At 71.8% G+C, this 14,694-nt stretch carries 18 protein-coding genes; 10 read left to right on the top strand and 8 right to left on the bottom strand.

Annotation, left to right across the window (positions count from 1 at the left end; genetic code table 11):
* Positions 1-50: 50 nt before the first annotated feature.
* The gene (locus ACGFI8_RS13110) at positions 51-938 is read right to left on the bottom strand and encodes an A/G-specific adenine glycosylase (RefSeq protein WP_392804096.1); all 888 of its coding nucleotides are present in this window, start codon (positions 936-938) and stop codon (positions 51-53) included.
* A 16-nt stretch (positions 939-954) separates the two neighbouring features.
* Between ACGFI8_RS13110 and ACGFI8_RS13115 the strand changes: the two genes are divergently transcribed.
* The 3 genes from ACGFI8_RS13115 to ACGFI8_RS13125 all read left to right on the top strand — a co-directional run bounded on the left by ACGFI8_RS13115 (position 955) and on the right by ACGFI8_RS13125 (position 2,691).
* On the top strand, positions 955-1,464 hold the full coding sequence (locus ACGFI8_RS13115) for a glycine cleavage system protein R (RefSeq protein ID WP_392803811.1): 510 nt from the start codon (positions 955-957) through the stop codon (positions 1,462-1,464).
* A complete protein-coding gene (locus tag ACGFI8_RS13120; RefSeq protein WP_392803813.1) occupies positions 1,461-1,970 on the top strand; it encodes a peptide deformylase in 510 nt (169 codons plus the stop codon). The genes ACGFI8_RS13115 and ACGFI8_RS13120 overlap by 4 nt, the downstream gene beginning before the upstream one ends.
* A 61-nt stretch (positions 1,971-2,031) precedes the next feature.
* The gene (locus tag ACGFI8_RS13125; RefSeq protein ID WP_392803815.1) at positions 2,032-2,691 is read left to right on the top strand and encodes a hypothetical protein; all 660 of its coding nucleotides are present in this window, start codon (positions 2,032-2,034) and stop codon (positions 2,689-2,691) included.
* On the opposite strand, the gene ACGFI8_RS13130 is transcribed toward ACGFI8_RS13125, so the two are convergent.
* Positions 2,688-3,080, bottom strand: coding sequence for a hypothetical protein (locus ACGFI8_RS13130; protein ID WP_392803816.1), 393 nt, complete (start codon positions 3,078-3,080; stop codon positions 2,688-2,690). The two genes, ACGFI8_RS13125 and ACGFI8_RS13130, sit on opposite strands and share 4 nt — an antisense overlap.
* An 88-nt stretch (positions 3,081-3,168) precedes the next feature.
* Between ACGFI8_RS13130 and disA the strand changes: the two genes are divergently transcribed.
* A complete protein-coding gene (gene disA, locus ACGFI8_RS13135; RefSeq protein WP_392803818.1) occupies positions 3,169-4,308 on the top strand; it encodes a DNA integrity scanning diadenylate cyclase DisA in 1,140 nt (379 codons plus the stop codon).
* Positions 4,309-4,410: 102 nt separating this feature from the next.
* Here the strand turns inward: disA and radA are convergent, their stop codons facing one another.
* From radA to ACGFI8_RS13150, 3 genes are all read right to left on the bottom strand, one after another.
* Positions 4,411-5,817: a DNA repair protein RadA gene (gene radA, locus ACGFI8_RS13140; protein ID WP_392803820.1), complete on the bottom strand. Its 1,407-nt coding sequence runs from the start codon at positions 5,815-5,817 to the stop codon at positions 4,411-4,413.
* Between the two features lie 35 nt (positions 5,818-5,852).
* Positions 5,853-6,587, bottom strand: coding sequence for a hypothetical protein (locus tag ACGFI8_RS13145; RefSeq protein WP_392803822.1), 735 nt, complete (start codon positions 6,585-6,587; stop codon positions 5,853-5,855).
* 86 nt (positions 6,588-6,673) lie between these two features.
* Entirely contained in the window at positions 6,674-7,495 is an 822-nt protein-coding gene (locus tag ACGFI8_RS13150) for a UbiA family prenyltransferase (RefSeq protein WP_392803824.1), read from the bottom strand.
* Positions 7,496-7,540: 45 nt separating this feature from the next.
* On the opposite strand from ACGFI8_RS13150, the gene ACGFI8_RS13155 reads away from it, so the two are divergent.
* Together ACGFI8_RS13155 and ACGFI8_RS13160 are read left to right on the top strand one after the other, a co-directional pair.
* Positions 7,541-8,251 (top strand): methyltransferase domain-containing protein, encoded by a 711-nt coding sequence (locus tag ACGFI8_RS13155; protein WP_392803826.1) that lies wholly within the window; start codon positions 7,541-7,543, stop codon positions 8,249-8,251.
* 20 nt (positions 8,252-8,271) lie between these two features.
* A complete protein-coding gene (locus tag ACGFI8_RS13160) occupies positions 8,272-9,288 on the top strand; it encodes a type III polyketide synthase (RefSeq protein ID WP_392804097.1) in 1,017 nt (338 codons plus the stop codon).
* On the opposite strand, the gene ACGFI8_RS13165 is transcribed toward ACGFI8_RS13160, so the two are convergent.
* Positions 9,277-10,032 carry a TlpA family protein disulfide reductase gene (locus ACGFI8_RS13165; RefSeq protein WP_392803828.1) on the bottom strand — a complete coding sequence of 252 codons (756 nt, stop codon included), beginning with the start codon at positions 10,030-10,032 and terminating at the stop codon, positions 9,277-9,279. The two genes, ACGFI8_RS13160 and ACGFI8_RS13165, sit on opposite strands and share 12 nt — an antisense overlap.
* 365 nt (positions 10,033-10,397) lie before the next feature.
* On the opposite strand from ACGFI8_RS13165, the gene ACGFI8_RS13170 reads away from it, so the two are divergent.
* Both ACGFI8_RS13170 and ispD read left to right on the top strand, forming a co-directional pair.
* Complete coding sequence (locus ACGFI8_RS13170) at positions 10,398-10,883, top strand: CarD family transcriptional regulator (protein WP_392803830.1); 486 nt, start codon at positions 10,398-10,400, stop codon at positions 10,881-10,883.
* A 39-nt stretch (positions 10,884-10,922) separates the two neighbouring features.
* Positions 10,923-11,606 (top strand): 2-C-methyl-D-erythritol 4-phosphate cytidylyltransferase, encoded by a 684-nt coding sequence (gene ispD, locus ACGFI8_RS13175; RefSeq protein WP_392803831.1) that lies wholly within the window; start codon positions 10,923-10,925, stop codon positions 11,604-11,606.
* 187 nt (positions 11,607-11,793) lie between these two features.
* Here ispD and ACGFI8_RS13180 read toward each other — a convergent pair whose 3' ends face one another.
* A complete protein-coding gene (locus ACGFI8_RS13180; protein WP_392803833.1) occupies positions 11,794-12,507 on the bottom strand; it encodes a TVP38/TMEM64 family protein in 714 nt (237 codons plus the stop codon).
* Positions 12,508-12,609: 102 nt separating this feature from the next.
* Here ACGFI8_RS13180 and ispF point away from each other — a divergent pair, with 102 nt between their 5' ends.
* On the top strand, positions 12,610-13,086 hold the full coding sequence (gene ispF / locus ACGFI8_RS13185) for a 2-C-methyl-D-erythritol 2,4-cyclodiphosphate synthase (protein ID WP_392804099.1): 477 nt from the start codon (positions 12,610-12,612) through the stop codon (positions 13,084-13,086).
* Positions 13,087-13,464: a PPOX class F420-dependent oxidoreductase gene (locus ACGFI8_RS13190; protein WP_392803835.1), complete on the top strand. Its 378-nt coding sequence runs from the start codon at positions 13,087-13,089 to the stop codon at positions 13,462-13,464. It abuts the gene before it with no gap.
* A gap of 6 nt (positions 13,465-13,470) precedes the next feature.
* Here the strand turns inward: ACGFI8_RS13190 and ACGFI8_RS13195 are convergent, their stop codons facing one another.
* Positions 13,471-14,634 carry a homogentisate 1,2-dioxygenase gene (locus ACGFI8_RS13195; protein WP_392803837.1) on the bottom strand — a complete coding sequence of 388 codons (1,164 nt, stop codon included), beginning with the start codon at positions 14,632-14,634 and terminating at the stop codon, positions 13,471-13,473.
* Between the last annotated feature and the right edge of the window lie 60 nt (positions 14,635-14,694).

Consider the following 14,694-nt stretch of genomic DNA (forward strand, 5'->3'; position numbering starts at 1 on the left):
CGATTAGGGTATCCGTCCCGGTGAATAAGACCACCCGCCCGGGCGACAACCTACCCAGGCAGGGTGAACGTCTCCTTACGGCGCTTCACCAGGCCGTCGGCGAGCAGGCCGTCGAGCGCCCGGCGGCGCTGCTCCGCGTCTGGCCAGACGGCGTCGAGGCTCGGCGCCGGGACTGGGTCGTCGCTGGCCCGCAGCACGGCCATGAGCAGGCCGCGGACGTATCGGTCCGTCCCGTGGTACCGCTGCGATCGCCGAGCGGGGCCGTCCGGCGGCGGCGTCCCGGCCAGGCGCCACGCGCAGACCGCGGTCAGGGGGCACTCGTCGCACCGGGGCGCCCGGGCCGTGCAGACAACGGCGCCGAGCTCCATGAAGGCCACCGAGGCGCGGGCCGCCGCCTCGTCGTCCTCCGGCAGCAGGGCCTCGACGGCGCGCAGGTCGGCCGGGGTCGTGGCGGCGCCGCCGTCGGCAACCCCGGCGACGGCGCGCGCGACGACCCGGCGCACGTTGGTGTCCACGACGGGGTGGCGGCGGCGGAACGCGAACGCGGCGACGGCGCGGGCCGTGTACGTGCCGATGCCGGGCAGTGCGAGCAGCGCCTCCACGTCCTGCGGGACCTCGCCGTTGTGTCGCTCGACGATCGCCGTGGCGCACGCGTGCAGGCGCAGGGCGCGGCGCGGGTAGCCGAGCCGGTCCCAGGCGCGGATCGCCTCGCCGGGCGGGTCGGCGGCCAGGTGCGCCGGCGTCGGCCAGCGCTCCATCCACCGCTGCCACGCCGGCTCGACCCGCGACACCTGGGTCTGCTGGAGCATGACCTCCGAGACGAGCACGCCCCACGGGGAGGCGCCGGGCCGGCGCCAGGCGAGGTCGCGGGCATTTTCGTCGTACCACCGCGTCACGGTGGACGCGATGGCGGTCTGCGTGTTCTGGTTGATGGCGATACGCAAGGATAAAGCGGTGAACGAGTACGCCGTCACGGTCATCGGCCACGACCGGCCCGGCATTATCGCCGACGTCGCCGAGATCCTCGCCCGCCTGGGCCTCAACCTCACCGACTCGACCATGACCAGGCTGCGCGGCCACTTCGCGATGACGCTGGTGTGCTCCGGCCCGCCGGCCGCCGGGGAGATCGAGGCGTCGCTGGAGCCGCTGACCGCGGACCGCACGCTGCTGGTGACGGTGCGTGGGGTCATGGAGGAGCCGGTGCACGAGCCAACCGGCAGCCACCATGTGATCACGCTCCACGGCGCGGACCAGCTCGGCATCGTGGCCACGCTCGCCCGCACCGTCGCCGAGGCCGGCGGCAACATCACCGACCTGACCACGCGGCTGTCCGGCCACCTGTACGTGGTCGTCGCCGAGGTCGACGTCGCCGATCCGGCCGCGCTGGAGGTCGCCCTGGGCGCCGCCGCGCAGCGCCTCGGCGTCGAGGTGACGTTGCGCCCGGCCGACGCGGATCTGCTGTGACAGGGGTCGTCCTGCCGGTGTTGCGGGCGCCCGCCGCCGTCCTGGGCAACCCCGGCGAGCCGGTCGACCCGACCGCGCCGGAGATTCTGCAGCTCGCCGAGGACCTGGTGGCGACCATGCGCGTGTCGCCGGGCTGCGTCGGTCTGGCCGCGCCGCAGGTCGGCGTGGGCGCGCAGGTCTTCGCCGTGAACGTCACCGGCCACCCGAAGGCGCGCACGGTGCACGGCGCGTTCGTGCTGTGCAACGCGCGGATCGTGGAGGCCTCGCAGTGGCAGAAGGGGCGCGAGGGCTGCATGTCGGTGCCCGACCTCACCGGCGACGTGAAACGGGCCAACCGGCTCGTGGTGGCGGGGTACGAGCCCGGCGGTACCGAGGAGATCGAGATCGTCACCGACGCGTTCGAGGCCCGGGCGCTGCAGCACGAGATCGACCATTGCGCAGGGTTACTGTTCCTCGATCGCGTCGCCGGGGCGCACGCCGTGTACGCCCGCAAGGTCTATCTCTGAGCGTTCCTCACGGCGTGCCGCCACGATCACGGGCCGTTCCCCCGATACGGTGAGTGGCATCATGAAGCTGACCGTTGGCCCGCTGCCTGCCGGTGTCTACTGGCGGCGTCGAGCGATCGTCGGCGGGGTGCTCGTCGTCGCCTCGCTCATGCTGTGGACGTCCTGCGGCGGCAGCGATCCCAACAACAACTCGTTGGCGGCGTCGGGCGGGACGCCGACGTCCGACGCGGCCGAGCCGACGATCACCATCCAGGTGCCGACGACCGGCGAGCCGCCGGCGTCCTCGGCCCCGGCGGTCGCGGGCTCCTCGTCCGCGCCGGCGCCCACCGGGACCGTGCCCGCGTGCGCCGACGCCGACCTGTCGCTCGTCGCCACGCCCGAGCAGGCGGTGCAGTTCCGCGGCGCCTACCTGAAGTTCACGCTGAAGATCAAGAACATCACGACGCACGACTGCGTCAGGGACGTCGGCGCCGATTCCCAAGAGTTGTACCTCCAGGTAGGCGCCGCCAAGATATGGTCCTCCGACGCCTGCAACGCCCCGCACGGCAGCCACATGGCGGTGCTGAAGCCGAACATCGAGATGTCGTACGACAACGTCTGGAACGGCAAGGCCACGAACAACGGCTGCGCCAACCGGGAGACGCCGCCGGCCGGCAAGTACCAGCTCGTGGGCCGCCTCGACACCAAGTTCAGCGAGCCGGTCCAGGTGCAACTCACCTAGGGCGCGTCGGGCTGGCGTTTCCCGAGGTTGTTGGCGATCAGGACCTGGTCGGGTGCGAACGCGGCCAAGGCGGCGAGGTGGCCGTCGGGGCTGCCGTTGAAGTCCCGCAGGCGCACGGCGAGGCTCACGCCGCGCGCGGCGCGCTCGCTCAGTTTCGCCATCTCCCGCAGCACCGTCCGGTCGACCCACGCCGGGTCGGTGCCGGTGCGGTCGAGCCCCTCGTGCAGGCGGATCGCGAGGTAGCGCTCGCCGCCGACCTCGATCGCGGCCACCTCGCCGACCCGCGACCACGGCAGCACCAGCGTGCGCACCCAGCCGGGGCGGACCGTCAGCGCGAAGTGGTTGGCGCCGACCCTGGGCCGGCGCGCCACCGCGAGCGCGAGCGACACCCCGCCCGCCGTGGCGAGGCCGGCCGTCCTACGGGCTGGGTCGATACCGCACCAGCGCAGGATGTCCGACCATCCGTAGACTGTGCAGGTGCCGATTGACCGCGAGCCCGGCAGGGGCGGCGCCAACACCGGCCTCATCGGGGGCTGGGCCGCCGCCCTGCCCGGTGCCGACCCCATGCGCGCCACCCTGGCCCTGATGGCCCCGGGCACCGTGCTGCGCGACGGCCTGGAGCGCATCCTGCGTGGCCGGACCGGCGCCCTCATCGTGCTCGGCCACGACCGCGTCGTCGAGCAGATCTGCACCGGCGGCTTCCCCCTCGACGTCGAGTTCTCCGCGACGCGCCTGCGCGAGCTGTGCAAGATGGACGGCGCGGTCGTCCTGTCGAGCGACGGCACCAGAATCGTCCGCGCGGCGGTCCACCTCATGCCCGATCCGACGATCCCGTCCGAGGAGTCCGGCACCCGTCACCGCACCGCCGAGCGCGTCGCGAAGCAGACCGGCTACCCGGTGATCTCGGTCAGCCAGTCGATGCGGATCATCGGCCTGTACGTCAACGGCCAGCGCCACGTCCTGGACGACTCGGCCGCCATCCTGTCCAAGGCCAACCAGGCCCTGGCCACGCTGGAGCGCTACAAGCTGCGCCTGGACGAGGTCAGCGGCACCCTGTCGGCGCTGGAGATCGAGGACCTGGTGACGGTCCGTGACGCCGTGGCCGTGGTCCAGCGCCTGGAGATGGTGCGCCGCATCGCCGACGAGATCGCCGGTTACGTGGTAGAACTCGGCACCGACGGCCGCCTGCTGGCCCTGCAGCTCGAGGAGCTGATGGCCGGCGTCGAGGCCGACCGCACCCTGGTCATCCGCGACTATCTGCCCACGGGCCGCCGCACCCGCTCGTCGGACGACGCCCTGGAAGAACTCGACGCCCTCTCGGCCACAGAGCTGATCGACCTGGTGGCTGTGGCGAAGTCGCTGGGCTACCCGGGCGCGAGCGACGCCCTGGACGCCGGTGTCTCCCCGCGGGGCTTCCGCCTGCTGGCCAAGGTCCCGAGGCTCCCGACCCTGGTGGTGGACCGCCTGGTGGAGCACTTCGGCAGCCTGCAACGCCTGCTGGGCGCCACGGTGGAGGACCTCCAGGCCGTCGACGGCGTGGGCGACGCCAGGGCAAGAGGCGTCAGAGAGGGCCTGTCGAGACTGGCCGAGGCGTCGATCCTGGAGCGCTACGTCTAGGGTCGTCTGCTTTCACCGCCGCACCCTGCGCCCGTGGTTTCCCCGGAGCGCCCCGCGCGGGACAGCGACGTTTCCAAGGGGGCTGCCTCCCCGGCCTCGGTTCTAGACCTCCTCAGCCGTGGCTTTCACCGCATAGTGCAACGCCGTCCGCACGTCGTTGACCTCCAGCACCCGCATTCCCGGGGGAGTCACGCCGGTGGCCGCCGGCCCGCACCCCGGCGGCACCAGCGCGAACCGGAACCCCAGCCGGGCCGCCTCCGCCAGCCGCCGCGGCACGGCCCCCACGCGCCGCACCTCCCCGGTCAGGCCGACCTCCCCGAGCGCCACGAGATCCGGCGGCATCGGCAGCTCGTGCGCCGCCGAGGCCGCCGCCAGCGCCAGCGCGAGGTCCGCGGCCGGCTCCGTGACCCGCAGCCCGCCGACGGTCGCCGCGTAGACCTCCCGGTCGTGCAGCTGGATCCCGGCCCGCCGCTGCAGCACCGCGAGCACCATCGCGAGCCGCGCCGAGTCGAGGCCGCTCACGGTGCGCCGCGGCGAGCCCGGCATCTGGGCGCCGATGAGGGTCTGCACCTCGGTGACGAGCGCCCGCCGGCCCTCCATGGCCACGCAGACGCATGTGCCGGAGACGGCGTCGGCGTAGCGGGTGAGGAACAGGCCGCTCGGGTCGGGCAGGCTGGTGATGCCGCCCTCGTGCATCTCGAAGCAGCCGACCTCGTCGGCGGCGCCGAAACGGTTCTTCAGGCCGCGCACCATCCGCAGCGAGGAGTGCTTGTCGCCCTCGAAGTTGAGGACCACGTCGACGAGGTGCTCCAGCACGCGCGGGCCGGCGACGTTGCCGTCCTTGGTGACGTGGCCCACGAGGACGGTGGCCAGGCCGCGCTCCTTGGCGATGGCGACCAGGGCGGCGGTGACCGCGCGGACCTGCGTGACGCCGCCGGCCACGCCGTCGACGCCGGGCGCGGAGACGGTCTGCACCGAGTCGAGGATCAGCAGGCCGGGCTTGACCGCGTCGAGGTGGCCCAGGACCGCGGAGAGGTCGGTCTCGGAGGCGAGATAGAGCCGCTCGTGCAGGGCGCCGATGCGCTCGGCGCGCAGCCGGACCTGGCTCGTCGACTCCTCGCCGCTGATCACCAGGGACGGGCTGTCGCCCTGCATCGCCCACTGCTGGGCCACGTCGAGCAGCAGGGTGGACTTGCCGACGCCGGGCTCCCCGGCGAGCAGGACCACGCCGCCGGGGACGATGCCGCCGCCGAGGACCCGGTCGAACTCGCCGACGCCGGTCGGGCGCGCCTTGGCGGGCGCGGCGCTGATCTCGGCGATCGGGCGGGCCGGCTCGAGCGGGGCGCGGGACGGCACGGCACGCAGGGCCGCCGGGCCGGTGACGGCGGCGCCGCCGGCGAGCTCGAGGATCGCGCCCCACTCACCGCACTCCGGGCACCGGCCCATCCACTTCGGCGGCCGATGCCCGCAGACGTCGCACTGATAGATGGCGCCCTTGGTCTTCGTCACACCCCGAACCTAGTCGAGGGGTACGACAAAAACGGTCACTCGCCCTCGTTGTGCACCACGGCGCTGGGCTTCGGCAGCGGGGTGAGCGGCGGGGTCATCGGCAGGTTGGGCAGGGTGATCGTGGTGGTCTTGCCGTCGGCGTAGGTGAAGGTGAACACCACGTTCTTCAGCGCGCCGCCGGCCCGCAGCGGCTGGCCGGTGAGCTTGTCGACGGCGAGGTAGGTGTTGGTCGAGGGGCTGAGCACCACGACGCCGTTGACCGGGATCGCGACGGAGATGTTCGACGAGCCGGCCGAGGTCGGCGCCGGGGCCGCCACCGGCCTGTCGGCGGCCGGCGTTTCGTCCGCCGACGCCGAGGCGTTGCCCGACGGCTTCTTCGAGCCGGACGGCGAGGCGGACGAGGGCGCCGGGGCGGCCGCGGCCGCTGCCGGCTTGGCGCCGCCGACCAGGACGAACTTTCCGCTGTCGCTCGTGACGCCGGTCAGCTTGACCGCCTGCGTGCTGTTGTTGAACAGCCGGACGCTGATCGGGACGGTCGAGCCGGTCTTGTACTCGTCGGCGTAGGCCACGACGCCGTCGCGCAGCGCGACCTGCCCGTCGGCGCTGTTCACGTTGATGCCCGGCACGGCGGGGACCTGGTTGTTGGTCTGCGTGATCTGGCCCGCACCGCAGGCGGAGAGCAGGCCGGCGCCGAGCGCGGCCGTTGCCAGCAGCCCGGCGCGCAGCAGGGTGCGGCGGGCCAGCGGAGTGGCCGGAGTCGAACGCGTCACCTTGGTTCCTCCAAATCAAGGGGTGGCCGCACTACAGCCTAGATGCCGTTGATCGGTCGATTACGACCACCCTTGAGCTTGGTGACCTACGCCAGGTTGAGGCCGCTGATCAGCAGAAACACCACATCGATCAGCGCCACCGCAATGACGGACAGGAAGGGTGCGCGGGAGGATGGGTCGCGGCTCATGCGGTACCAACCCCAGGAAAGGGCGATGAGCGCGGCCGCGAGGGCCGGCCAGAACAGCACCGGCGGCGGGCCCGGCGGCCCGAACGCGAGCGCCGCGGTGGCGGCGAGCAGCAGCACCGCGGCGGCCGCCAGCGACCCCCGCCGGCCCAGCAGGTGTGGCAGGCCACGGACCCCGGTCCGCGCGTCGTCGTCCAGGTCGGGCAGCGCGTTGACGAAGTGCGCGCCCGCGCCGAGCAGGCCGCCGGCGGCCAGCAGCCACAGCGGTGGCGTCCGGCCCGCCCCGAGCACCACGAACGCGGGCAGGCACGTGAACGACACGGCGTAGGGCAGCACGGAGACGGGCGTCGACTTCAGCGGCCAGTCGTAGAGCAGCGCGGAGACGAGCGCCAGCGCGGAGACCAGGCCGGCGCGCGGGCCGGACAGGAAGCCCAGCGGCACGCACACCGCCGCGGCGAGCGCGCCCAGGACGAACACCAGCCGGCGCGACACCTTCCCGGTCGCGACCGGCTTGTCCGCGCGGCCGGTGGCGGCGTCGCGGGGCGCGTCGAGGGCGTCGTTCACCCACCCGATGGAGAGCTGGCTGGCCAGGACCGTCGCGGCCGCGGCGACGACGCCGGGCGCCGGTCGTTCGAGGCCGATCGACAGCAGCGCGGCCACCGCCGTGACGCCGGCCGCGGGCTCCGGATGACTCGCCCGCAGCAGCGAGATCGCAACCGACATTCGGCAAGTGTGGCCGCCGGAGGGGTTCCATGTCAGGCTCGTCTCATGCCTTCACGGCGGCGCGCTCGTAACGATCCCGGTCAGTACGACGACCTGGCCGGCGAGTGGTGGCGCCCCGGCAGCCCGCTGTCGATGCTGTACTGGCTGGCGCGTGCCCGTGCACGGCTGATCCCGCCGGCCGAGCGGGACGGTGCGGTGCTGGTCGACCTGGGCTGCGGCGGCGGGCTGCTCGCGCCGCATGTGGCCGGCAAGGGGTACACCCATATCGGCGTCGATCTGATCGTCTCCGGCCTGGAGCAGTCGGCTGCGCACGGCGTCACGCCGGTTCTCGCCGACGTGCGGCACCTGCCGTTCGCCGACGGCAGCGCCGACGTGGTGAGTGCGGGTGAGCTGCTCGAGCACGTGCCAGACATGCCGCGGGTGGTTGCCGAGGCGTGCCGGATCCTGCGGCCGGGCGGCTGGCTGGTGCTCGACACTCTCGCCGACACGGCGCTGTCGCGGCTCATCGCCGTGCGTCTCGCCGAGGCCGTGGTGCCCGCCGTGCGCGGCATCCACGACCCCGCCCTGTTCGTCGATCCGCGGCGCCTGCGGGCCGAGTGCGCCCGCCACGGGGTGCCGCTCGACGTGCGGGGCATCCGCCCGGCTCTGCCCGCGCTGGCTCGCTGGCTGGTGACCCGCCGCAATGCTGTGCCGATCGTGCCGACGTTCTCGACCGCGATCCTCTACCAGGGGCGCGGCAGGAAGGGGAGCCAGTGACAGGTGCCGCCATCGCGGGGATGCACGTGACGTTTCCCGGGCTGATGCGCCAGGACGAGGTGTGGGACGGTTTCTTCCAGCGGCACTACGACGGGCCCCGCCGGGGGCTGGCGAAGCGGATCTTCGCCAACTCGGGTGTGGTCACCCGGCACGGGGCGGTCAACCCCCTGGTCGAGGACGCCTCGTCCTGGTCGACCGCCAGAAGGATGAGCCGGTATCTCACCGAGGCCCTCCCCCTGGGCAAGGACGCCGTCGCCGGCGCCCTGGACGCCGCGGGCCTGCGGCCGGACGAGATCGGGCTCTTCGTGGTGTGTTCGTGCACCGGGTACGCGACGCCCGGCCTCGACATCCTGCTGGCCCGCGACCTGGGCATGGCGGCCGACACGCAGCGGCTCTTCATCGGGCACATGGGCTGCTACGCCGCGCTGCCCGGGCTCGGCGCGGCGTCGGACTACGTGGTCTCGCGGGGCCGGCCGGCCGTGCTGCTCTGCCTGGAGCTGACCAGCCTGCACGTCCAGCCGCCGACCGACGATCCGCAGCAGATCGTGGCGCACGCCCTGTTCTCCGATGCCGCGGCCGCGGTCGTGCTGGTCCCGGGCGCTACCGGCACCGGCGTTGCCGACATCGCGGCCGTCACCGACACGGCGACCGCGGACCACATGACCTGGGACGTCACCGACCTCGGGTTTCGCATGGGGCTGTCGCCGAAGGTGCCCGACGTGCTGTCGATCTACGTCGCCGACCTGGTCGGGCGGCTGCTCGCGCCGCGCGGGCTCAGCCTGGCCGACGTGGACGGGTGGGCCGTACACCCGGGCGGGCCGCGGATCCTTGACGTCGTGCGCGATCAGCTCGCGCTGCCGGAGTCGGCGCTGGCCGAGTCGCGCGACACGCTGGCGGCGCACGGCAACTGCTCTTCGCCGACGGTACTGCTGATCATCGACGCACTGCGCCGGCGCGCCGGTGGGCCACCACGCAGGACGGTGGCGCTGGCGTTCGGCCCCGGCCTGACCCTCTACGGGGTGCTGTTACAGCTTTGACAGGTCGGCTCGGAACTCGTCCGGCGAGGTGACCGAGCGGGTCGCCCTGATCACCCGGCCGTCGGCGTCGACCAGCACGGCGGAGCTGGTGCGGTCGCCGGCCAGGGCGGGCACCGTGGCGCGCACCGAGTTGTTGGGGTCGGCGAGGGCGCGGACGGTCACCTTCTCGTTGAGCCCGCTCGGCAGGGTGGGTGCGTGGACCGCCACGACGAGGACCTTCGCCGTGCTCGCCGAGCCGGCGACCGCTTCCGTGGTACTGCTGATGAGCTTCTCGCACGTGCAGCCCTCGACGAGCAGGATCACCGCGGGGGTGAGGTCTTTCAGCGCCACCGGCGCGCCGTCGGGGTCCTGCAGGCTGACGCCGGCCAGGGAGACGGCGACCGCCGGCGTGGTGGGCGAGCCGACGCGGGGCGTGGTCTTCGGGGCGCGCCCGGGCCAGGCCACGGCGAACAGGCTCACCAGCGTCGCGATGACGGCGATCGACATGATCAGCAGCGGGACGGCCAGGCCGGGTGAATCATCGGTGGTCCGGCGGAGGGGCTCGGGCCGCAGGTGCAGCCGGCGGCGCCAGCGGCGGCGCATTGCGGCGCGACGGAATTGCCGACGGATCGAAGCGCCTTCGTGATCGAGTGCGCCGGCATCGTCGGGAATGATGATCGTTCCCCACTCAGGCGGGAGGTCGGGCAGGCCACCGCCCTCTTGTGGTCGCTCACCACCGCCGTTGTCGCCGCGCAGCGTGCCCATCGCTGTTCTCCTCGCACCTGCCTCAACTTTCCCTCACGCGACCGCCTCGCGCCAGAGGGTGACTCCATCGAGATGTGTGCGTATCATCTACGCTCCGCCGCCGGTCACGTCACGGAGAGTGTCCGTGCTGGACGTTCAGCGTGGCCGGGGAGACACTTGCCGTAATCAATCGGATATGTCCGACTGCCAGGTCATTTGTGGGTGCTACGGGTTGTTGATCCGCTACACAGCAGGTTCCACGATATCTGTCAAGCGGGAGAAAGAGGACTCACATGTGTTCTGACCTGCGCGAATGCTGCTCTCTGGGGTGGGCCGACAGCGCGTGACCGTGTTACCCTAGACACAGCGAAAGGGGTTTCGAACCTATGGTTTTCAGTGTCGGCGAGACCGTTGTCTACCCCCACCACGGGGCCGCACTCATCGAGGCAATCGAGACTCGCGTCATCAAGGGCGAGGAGAAGCTATATCTCGTCCTCAGGGTCGCTCAGGGTGACCTGACGGTGCGGGTGCCCGCCGAGAACGCCGAGATCGTCGGCGTGCGGGAGGTGGTCGGCGAAGAAGGCCTGACGAAGGTCTTCGACGTCCTCCGCGCTCCGCACACCGAGGAGCCGACCAACTGGTCGCGGCGGTACAAAGCGAATCTGGAGAAGCTGGCCTCCGGCAATCCGCTCAAGGTCGCTGAGGTCGTGCGCGACCTGTGGCGTCGCGACCGTGAGCGTGGTCTGTCGGCCGGCGAGAAGCGCATGCTCGCCAAGGCTCGGGACATCCTTGTCGGCGAGGTGGCGCTCGCCGAGAAGAGCACCAAGGACGAGGCGGAGACGCTGCTCGACAAGGTGTTGACCGAGGCCTGACATTCCAGCCCGGCTATCCCTTCGACCGAGGACCGCGACGTGACGGCGCACGCTACTGTGCGTGGTGACGTTGCGGTCCTCGTGCCTGCCGCCGGGATGGGGGTCCGACTCGGGCCCGGCGGCCCCAAGGCACTTCGCCTCCTGGGCGGCGAGCCGCTGCTCGTGCACGCCGTGCGCCGATTGGCGCTCGCGCCGAGCGTCGGCTGCATCGTGGTCGCGGCGCCGGCCGACGCAGTCTCCTTCGTGGAGGAGCTGCTCGCGCCGGTCGCGCCGGTCACCGTCGTCGCTGGCGGGGCGACCCGGCAGGCCTCGGTGGCGGCGGCGCTGGCCGTCGTCCCCGTCGAGTTCGACATCGTGCTGGTCCATGACGCCGCGCGGGCGCTGACGCCACCGGAGCTGGTGGAGTCGGTCGCGGAGGCGGTTCGTGGGGGACACGGCGCCGTCATACCCGTTCTTCCGGTGGTCGACACCATCAAGCGGGTGTCCGATTCGGGCATTGTGGTGGACACGGTGGAGCGGTCGTCACTGCGGGCGGTGCAGACGCCGCAGGGGTTCCGGCGGGATGTGCTCATGAAGGCCCACGAGGCGGCCGTCGATGAGCACACCGACGACGCGGGACTCGCGGAGCGGATCGGGGTCGCGGTCTATACCGTGCCCGGCGCGGAGGCCGCCATGAAGATCACCCGGCGGTTCGACCTGGCCGTGGCGTCGCTGCTGCTCTGAGCCTTGTTCAATTGGCTGGTGGCGCTCCGTGATCATTCGCTCGGCGGCCACGGGGCTCTCCGTGATCACGGCAATCGACGCAGATCGCACGCCCGGGCGGGCTGTGGTGCGTCGCAGGGGCTCAGGCCGCCGCCGTCGCGGTGGCTGCGGCCTGTTGGTCGCCCGCCAGGGGGTCTTGATCCGAGGCTCAGGCCGCCGCGGTGGCCGCAGCTCCGCTCTTGCGCGGGCGGCGTCGCCACAGCAGGAAGCTGCCCACCGAGCCGCCGACGCCCAGCGCCACGATCATCGCGCCCGCGATCGACATGCCGAGCGCGTCGCCCCGCGCGGTGGCCGCGCCGAGCGCGGAGTACGCCAGCGTCGCCGGCAGCGCCCCCACCACCGTGCCCGTGAGGAACGCGCGCATCCGCACGCTCGTGGTGCCGAACACGTAGTTGGCGATGCCGAAGGGTACGAGCGGGATCATCCGCGAGATCGCGATCGCCAAGACGCCACGCTGTGCGACCGCCTGCTCCATCGCGAGCAGCCGGCCGCTGAGGTGGCGGGCCATGAAGTCGCGGCCGAGCAGCCGCCCTAGCGAGTGGGCGATCAGCGCGCCGAGGGTGACGCCGAGCATGATGTACAGCGCGCCGCCCGCGAAGCCGAACAGCACCCCGCCGACGCCGGCCAGCAGGGTGCGGGGGGCGAGGGCGGTGGTGAGCACGGCCGAGCCCGCGATCGCGATGATCGGGGCCATCGGATGGCTGGGACCGATCGCGTGCACCAGAGACGCACGGTTCGGGTGCACGATGATGATCACCACGGACAGGGTCGCCACAAGGAGGGCGAGCAGACCGAAGCGAAGAGCGGCTCCGGTGCGCCACCACTGCTTGTGGCTCGTCGGGGTCGTCTGGTCGCTGCGCACCCGATCCAGACTAGGCCCGGAACGCCGAGATGCCGAGTCCGAAATCGGTTCGGCAACCGGAAGTTCACGATCGCACACCGATCGTCGTACCCTCCCGACGTGATGCTGATCGGTAACGGCACGGACGTTCACGCCTTCGAATCCGGCCGGGAGTGCTGGGTCGCCGGCCTCAAATGGGAGGGGGTGGACGGACTCGCCGGGCACTCCGACGGCGACGTCGTTGCGCACGCGATCTGTGACGCTCTGTTGTCGGCGGCCGGCCTGGGTGATCTCGGGGCGAACTTCGGCACGGGCCGGCCCGAGTGGGCGGGCGCCGCGGGGGTCACCCTGCTGCGCGAGACCGCCCGCAGGGTGCGTGACGCGGGCTTCGAGATCGGCAACGTGTCCGTGCAGGTGATCGGCGTGAAGCCGAAGGTCGGCACGCGCCGCGCCGAGGCCGAGGCGACGCTGCACGACGCGATCGGCGCCATCGTACGGCTGTCCGGCACCACCACCGACGGCCTGGGATTCACCGGCCGGGGTGAGGGCCTGGCCGCCACGGCCGTAGCGTTGATCTACCCGATCGTGAAAGAGGGATAGATGAACGACACGCTTCACGAACTGCTCGACCGGCGGGCCTTCCTCGTGCTCAGCACCGTCAACCCGGACGGCGGCCCGCAGAGCAGCGTGATCTGGGGCAAGCACGACGCCGGTGACGTCGTGTTCTCGACGATCCGCGGGCGGCGCAAGACCCGCAACATGGAGCGCGACCCGCGGGTCTCGATCTGCGTGTACGACCCGGCCAACCCGTACCGCTACGTCGAGGTGCGCGGCACCGTCACCCTCACCGAGGAGGGCGGGCCGGAGCTCATCGACGAGCTGAGCCGGTCGTACGACGGCAAGCCCTGGGTCGAGAAGCACTCCGACAACGTCCGGGTGGTCTGCCGGGTGACCGCCGACCGGGTCAACGAACACTGAGCCGACTCACCCGTTGCGGGCCCACGTCCATGCGTAGCCGGCGTCCTCGATGGCGAGCGCCGGCTCGCACAGGTCGAGCGGCCGGAACGTGTCGATCATGACCGCCAGTTCGTCGAACGCCTCGGCGCCGATCGCGCGTTCGACCGCGCCGGGCTGCGGTCCGTGGGTGAAGCCGCTCGGGTGCAGCGAGATCGAGCCAAGCTCGATGCCGGAGCCGCGGCGGGCCTCGTAATTGCCGCCGGTGTAGAACAGCACCTCGTCGGAGTCGACGTTGTGGTGGTTGTACGGCACCGGGATGGCCAGCGGGTGGTAGTCGACCTTCCGCGGCACGAACGAGCAGATCACGAAGTTGGGGCCCTCGAAGGTCTGGTGCACCGGTGGCGGCTGGTGCAGGCGCCCGGTGATCGGCTCGAAGTCGTGGATCGAGAACGCCCACGGGTAGAGGCAGCCGTCCCAGCCCACGACGTCAAATGGGTGATTTGCGTAAATGTGCTCAGTCCAGCCACGGCGGTGCTGGACCATCACAGAAATGTCGTACCCCTCGACGAGCATGGGTGCCGTGGGGCCGCGCAGGTCGCGTTCGCAGTAGGGCGCGTGCTCCAGGAACTGTCCACGCACGGAGAGATAGCGCCGCGGGGGTCCGATGTGTCCAGTAGCCTCGATCGCCAGCAGTTTCACCGGCCCGTCCTTGGGCACCAGCCGATGGATCACCGATGTCGGGATGATCGCGTAGTCGCCCTCGGTCAGCTCCAGCACGCCGAAGGTCGACTCGAGGGTGACGGCGCCGGCCGAGACGTAGAGGCACTCGTCGCCGATCGCGTTGCGGTAGAGCGGCGACGGCTCCGACGCCTCGACGTACGAGATGCGCACGTCGTCGTTGGCGAGCAGGTGCTGGCGGCCGAGCACGGGGTCCGCCTTGCCGCCCCCGATCTTGGCGGTCTGCAGATGGCGCGGCTTGAGCGGCAGGTTCGGCACCCGCGACCAGGCCGGCGGTTCAAACGGCACGGCCGAGATGATCGCCGTCGGTCGATTGCGGTGATAGAGCAGCGAAGAGTCGCTCGAAAAACCCTCCTGCCCCATCAGCTCTTCCATGAACAGCGAGCCGTCCGGCTGGCGAAACTGGGTATGGCGCTTCGGCGGCACCTCGCCGACGCGGCGGTAGTACGGCATCACGGCCCTCCTCACCGGAGTGTCCGGATAACGGACGAAGTTGTCCGCCCTGTAAAGCGT

The organism is Dactylosporangium sp. NPDC048998, assembly GCF_043197855.1.
Lineage (GTDB): Bacteria > Actinomycetota > Actinomycetes > Mycobacteriales > Micromonosporaceae > Dactylosporangium.

Bases quoted from the DNA above. Each gene is read 5' to 3' on its own strand.
- ACGFI8_RS13170 (WP_392803830.1), top strand. From the start codon at position 10,398: ATGGTTTTCAGTGTCGGCGAGACCGTTGTCTACCCCCACCACGGGGCC.
- ispF (WP_392804099.1), top strand. From the start codon at position 12,610: ATGCTGATCGGTAACGGCACGGACGTTCACGCCTTCGAATCCGGCCGG.
- ACGFI8_RS13160 (WP_392804097.1), top strand. From the start codon at position 8,272: ATGCACGTGACGTTTCCCGGGCTGATGCGCCAGGACGAGGTGTGGGAC.
- ACGFI8_RS13150 (WP_392803824.1), bottom strand. From the start codon at position 7,495: ATGTCGGTTGCGATCTCGCTGCTGCGGGCGAGTCATCCGGAGCCCGCG.
- ACGFI8_RS13125 (WP_392803815.1), top strand. From the start codon at position 2,032: ATGAAGCTGACCGTTGGCCCGCTGCCTGCCGGTGTCTACTGGCGGCGT.
- ACGFI8_RS13165 (WP_392803828.1), bottom strand. From the start codon at position 10,032: ATGGGCACGCTGCGCGGCGACAACGGCGGTGGTGAGCGACCACAAGAG.
- ACGFI8_RS13190 (WP_392803835.1), top strand. From the start codon at position 13,087: ATGAACGACACGCTTCACGAACTGCTCGACCGGCGGGCCTTCCTCGTG.
- ACGFI8_RS13155 (WP_392803826.1), top strand. From the start codon at position 7,541: ATGCCTTCACGGCGGCGCGCTCGTAACGATCCCGGTCAGTACGACGAC.
- ACGFI8_RS13195 (WP_392803837.1), bottom strand. From the start codon at position 14,634: ATGCCGTACTACCGCCGCGTCGGCGAGGTGCCGCCGAAGCGCCATACC.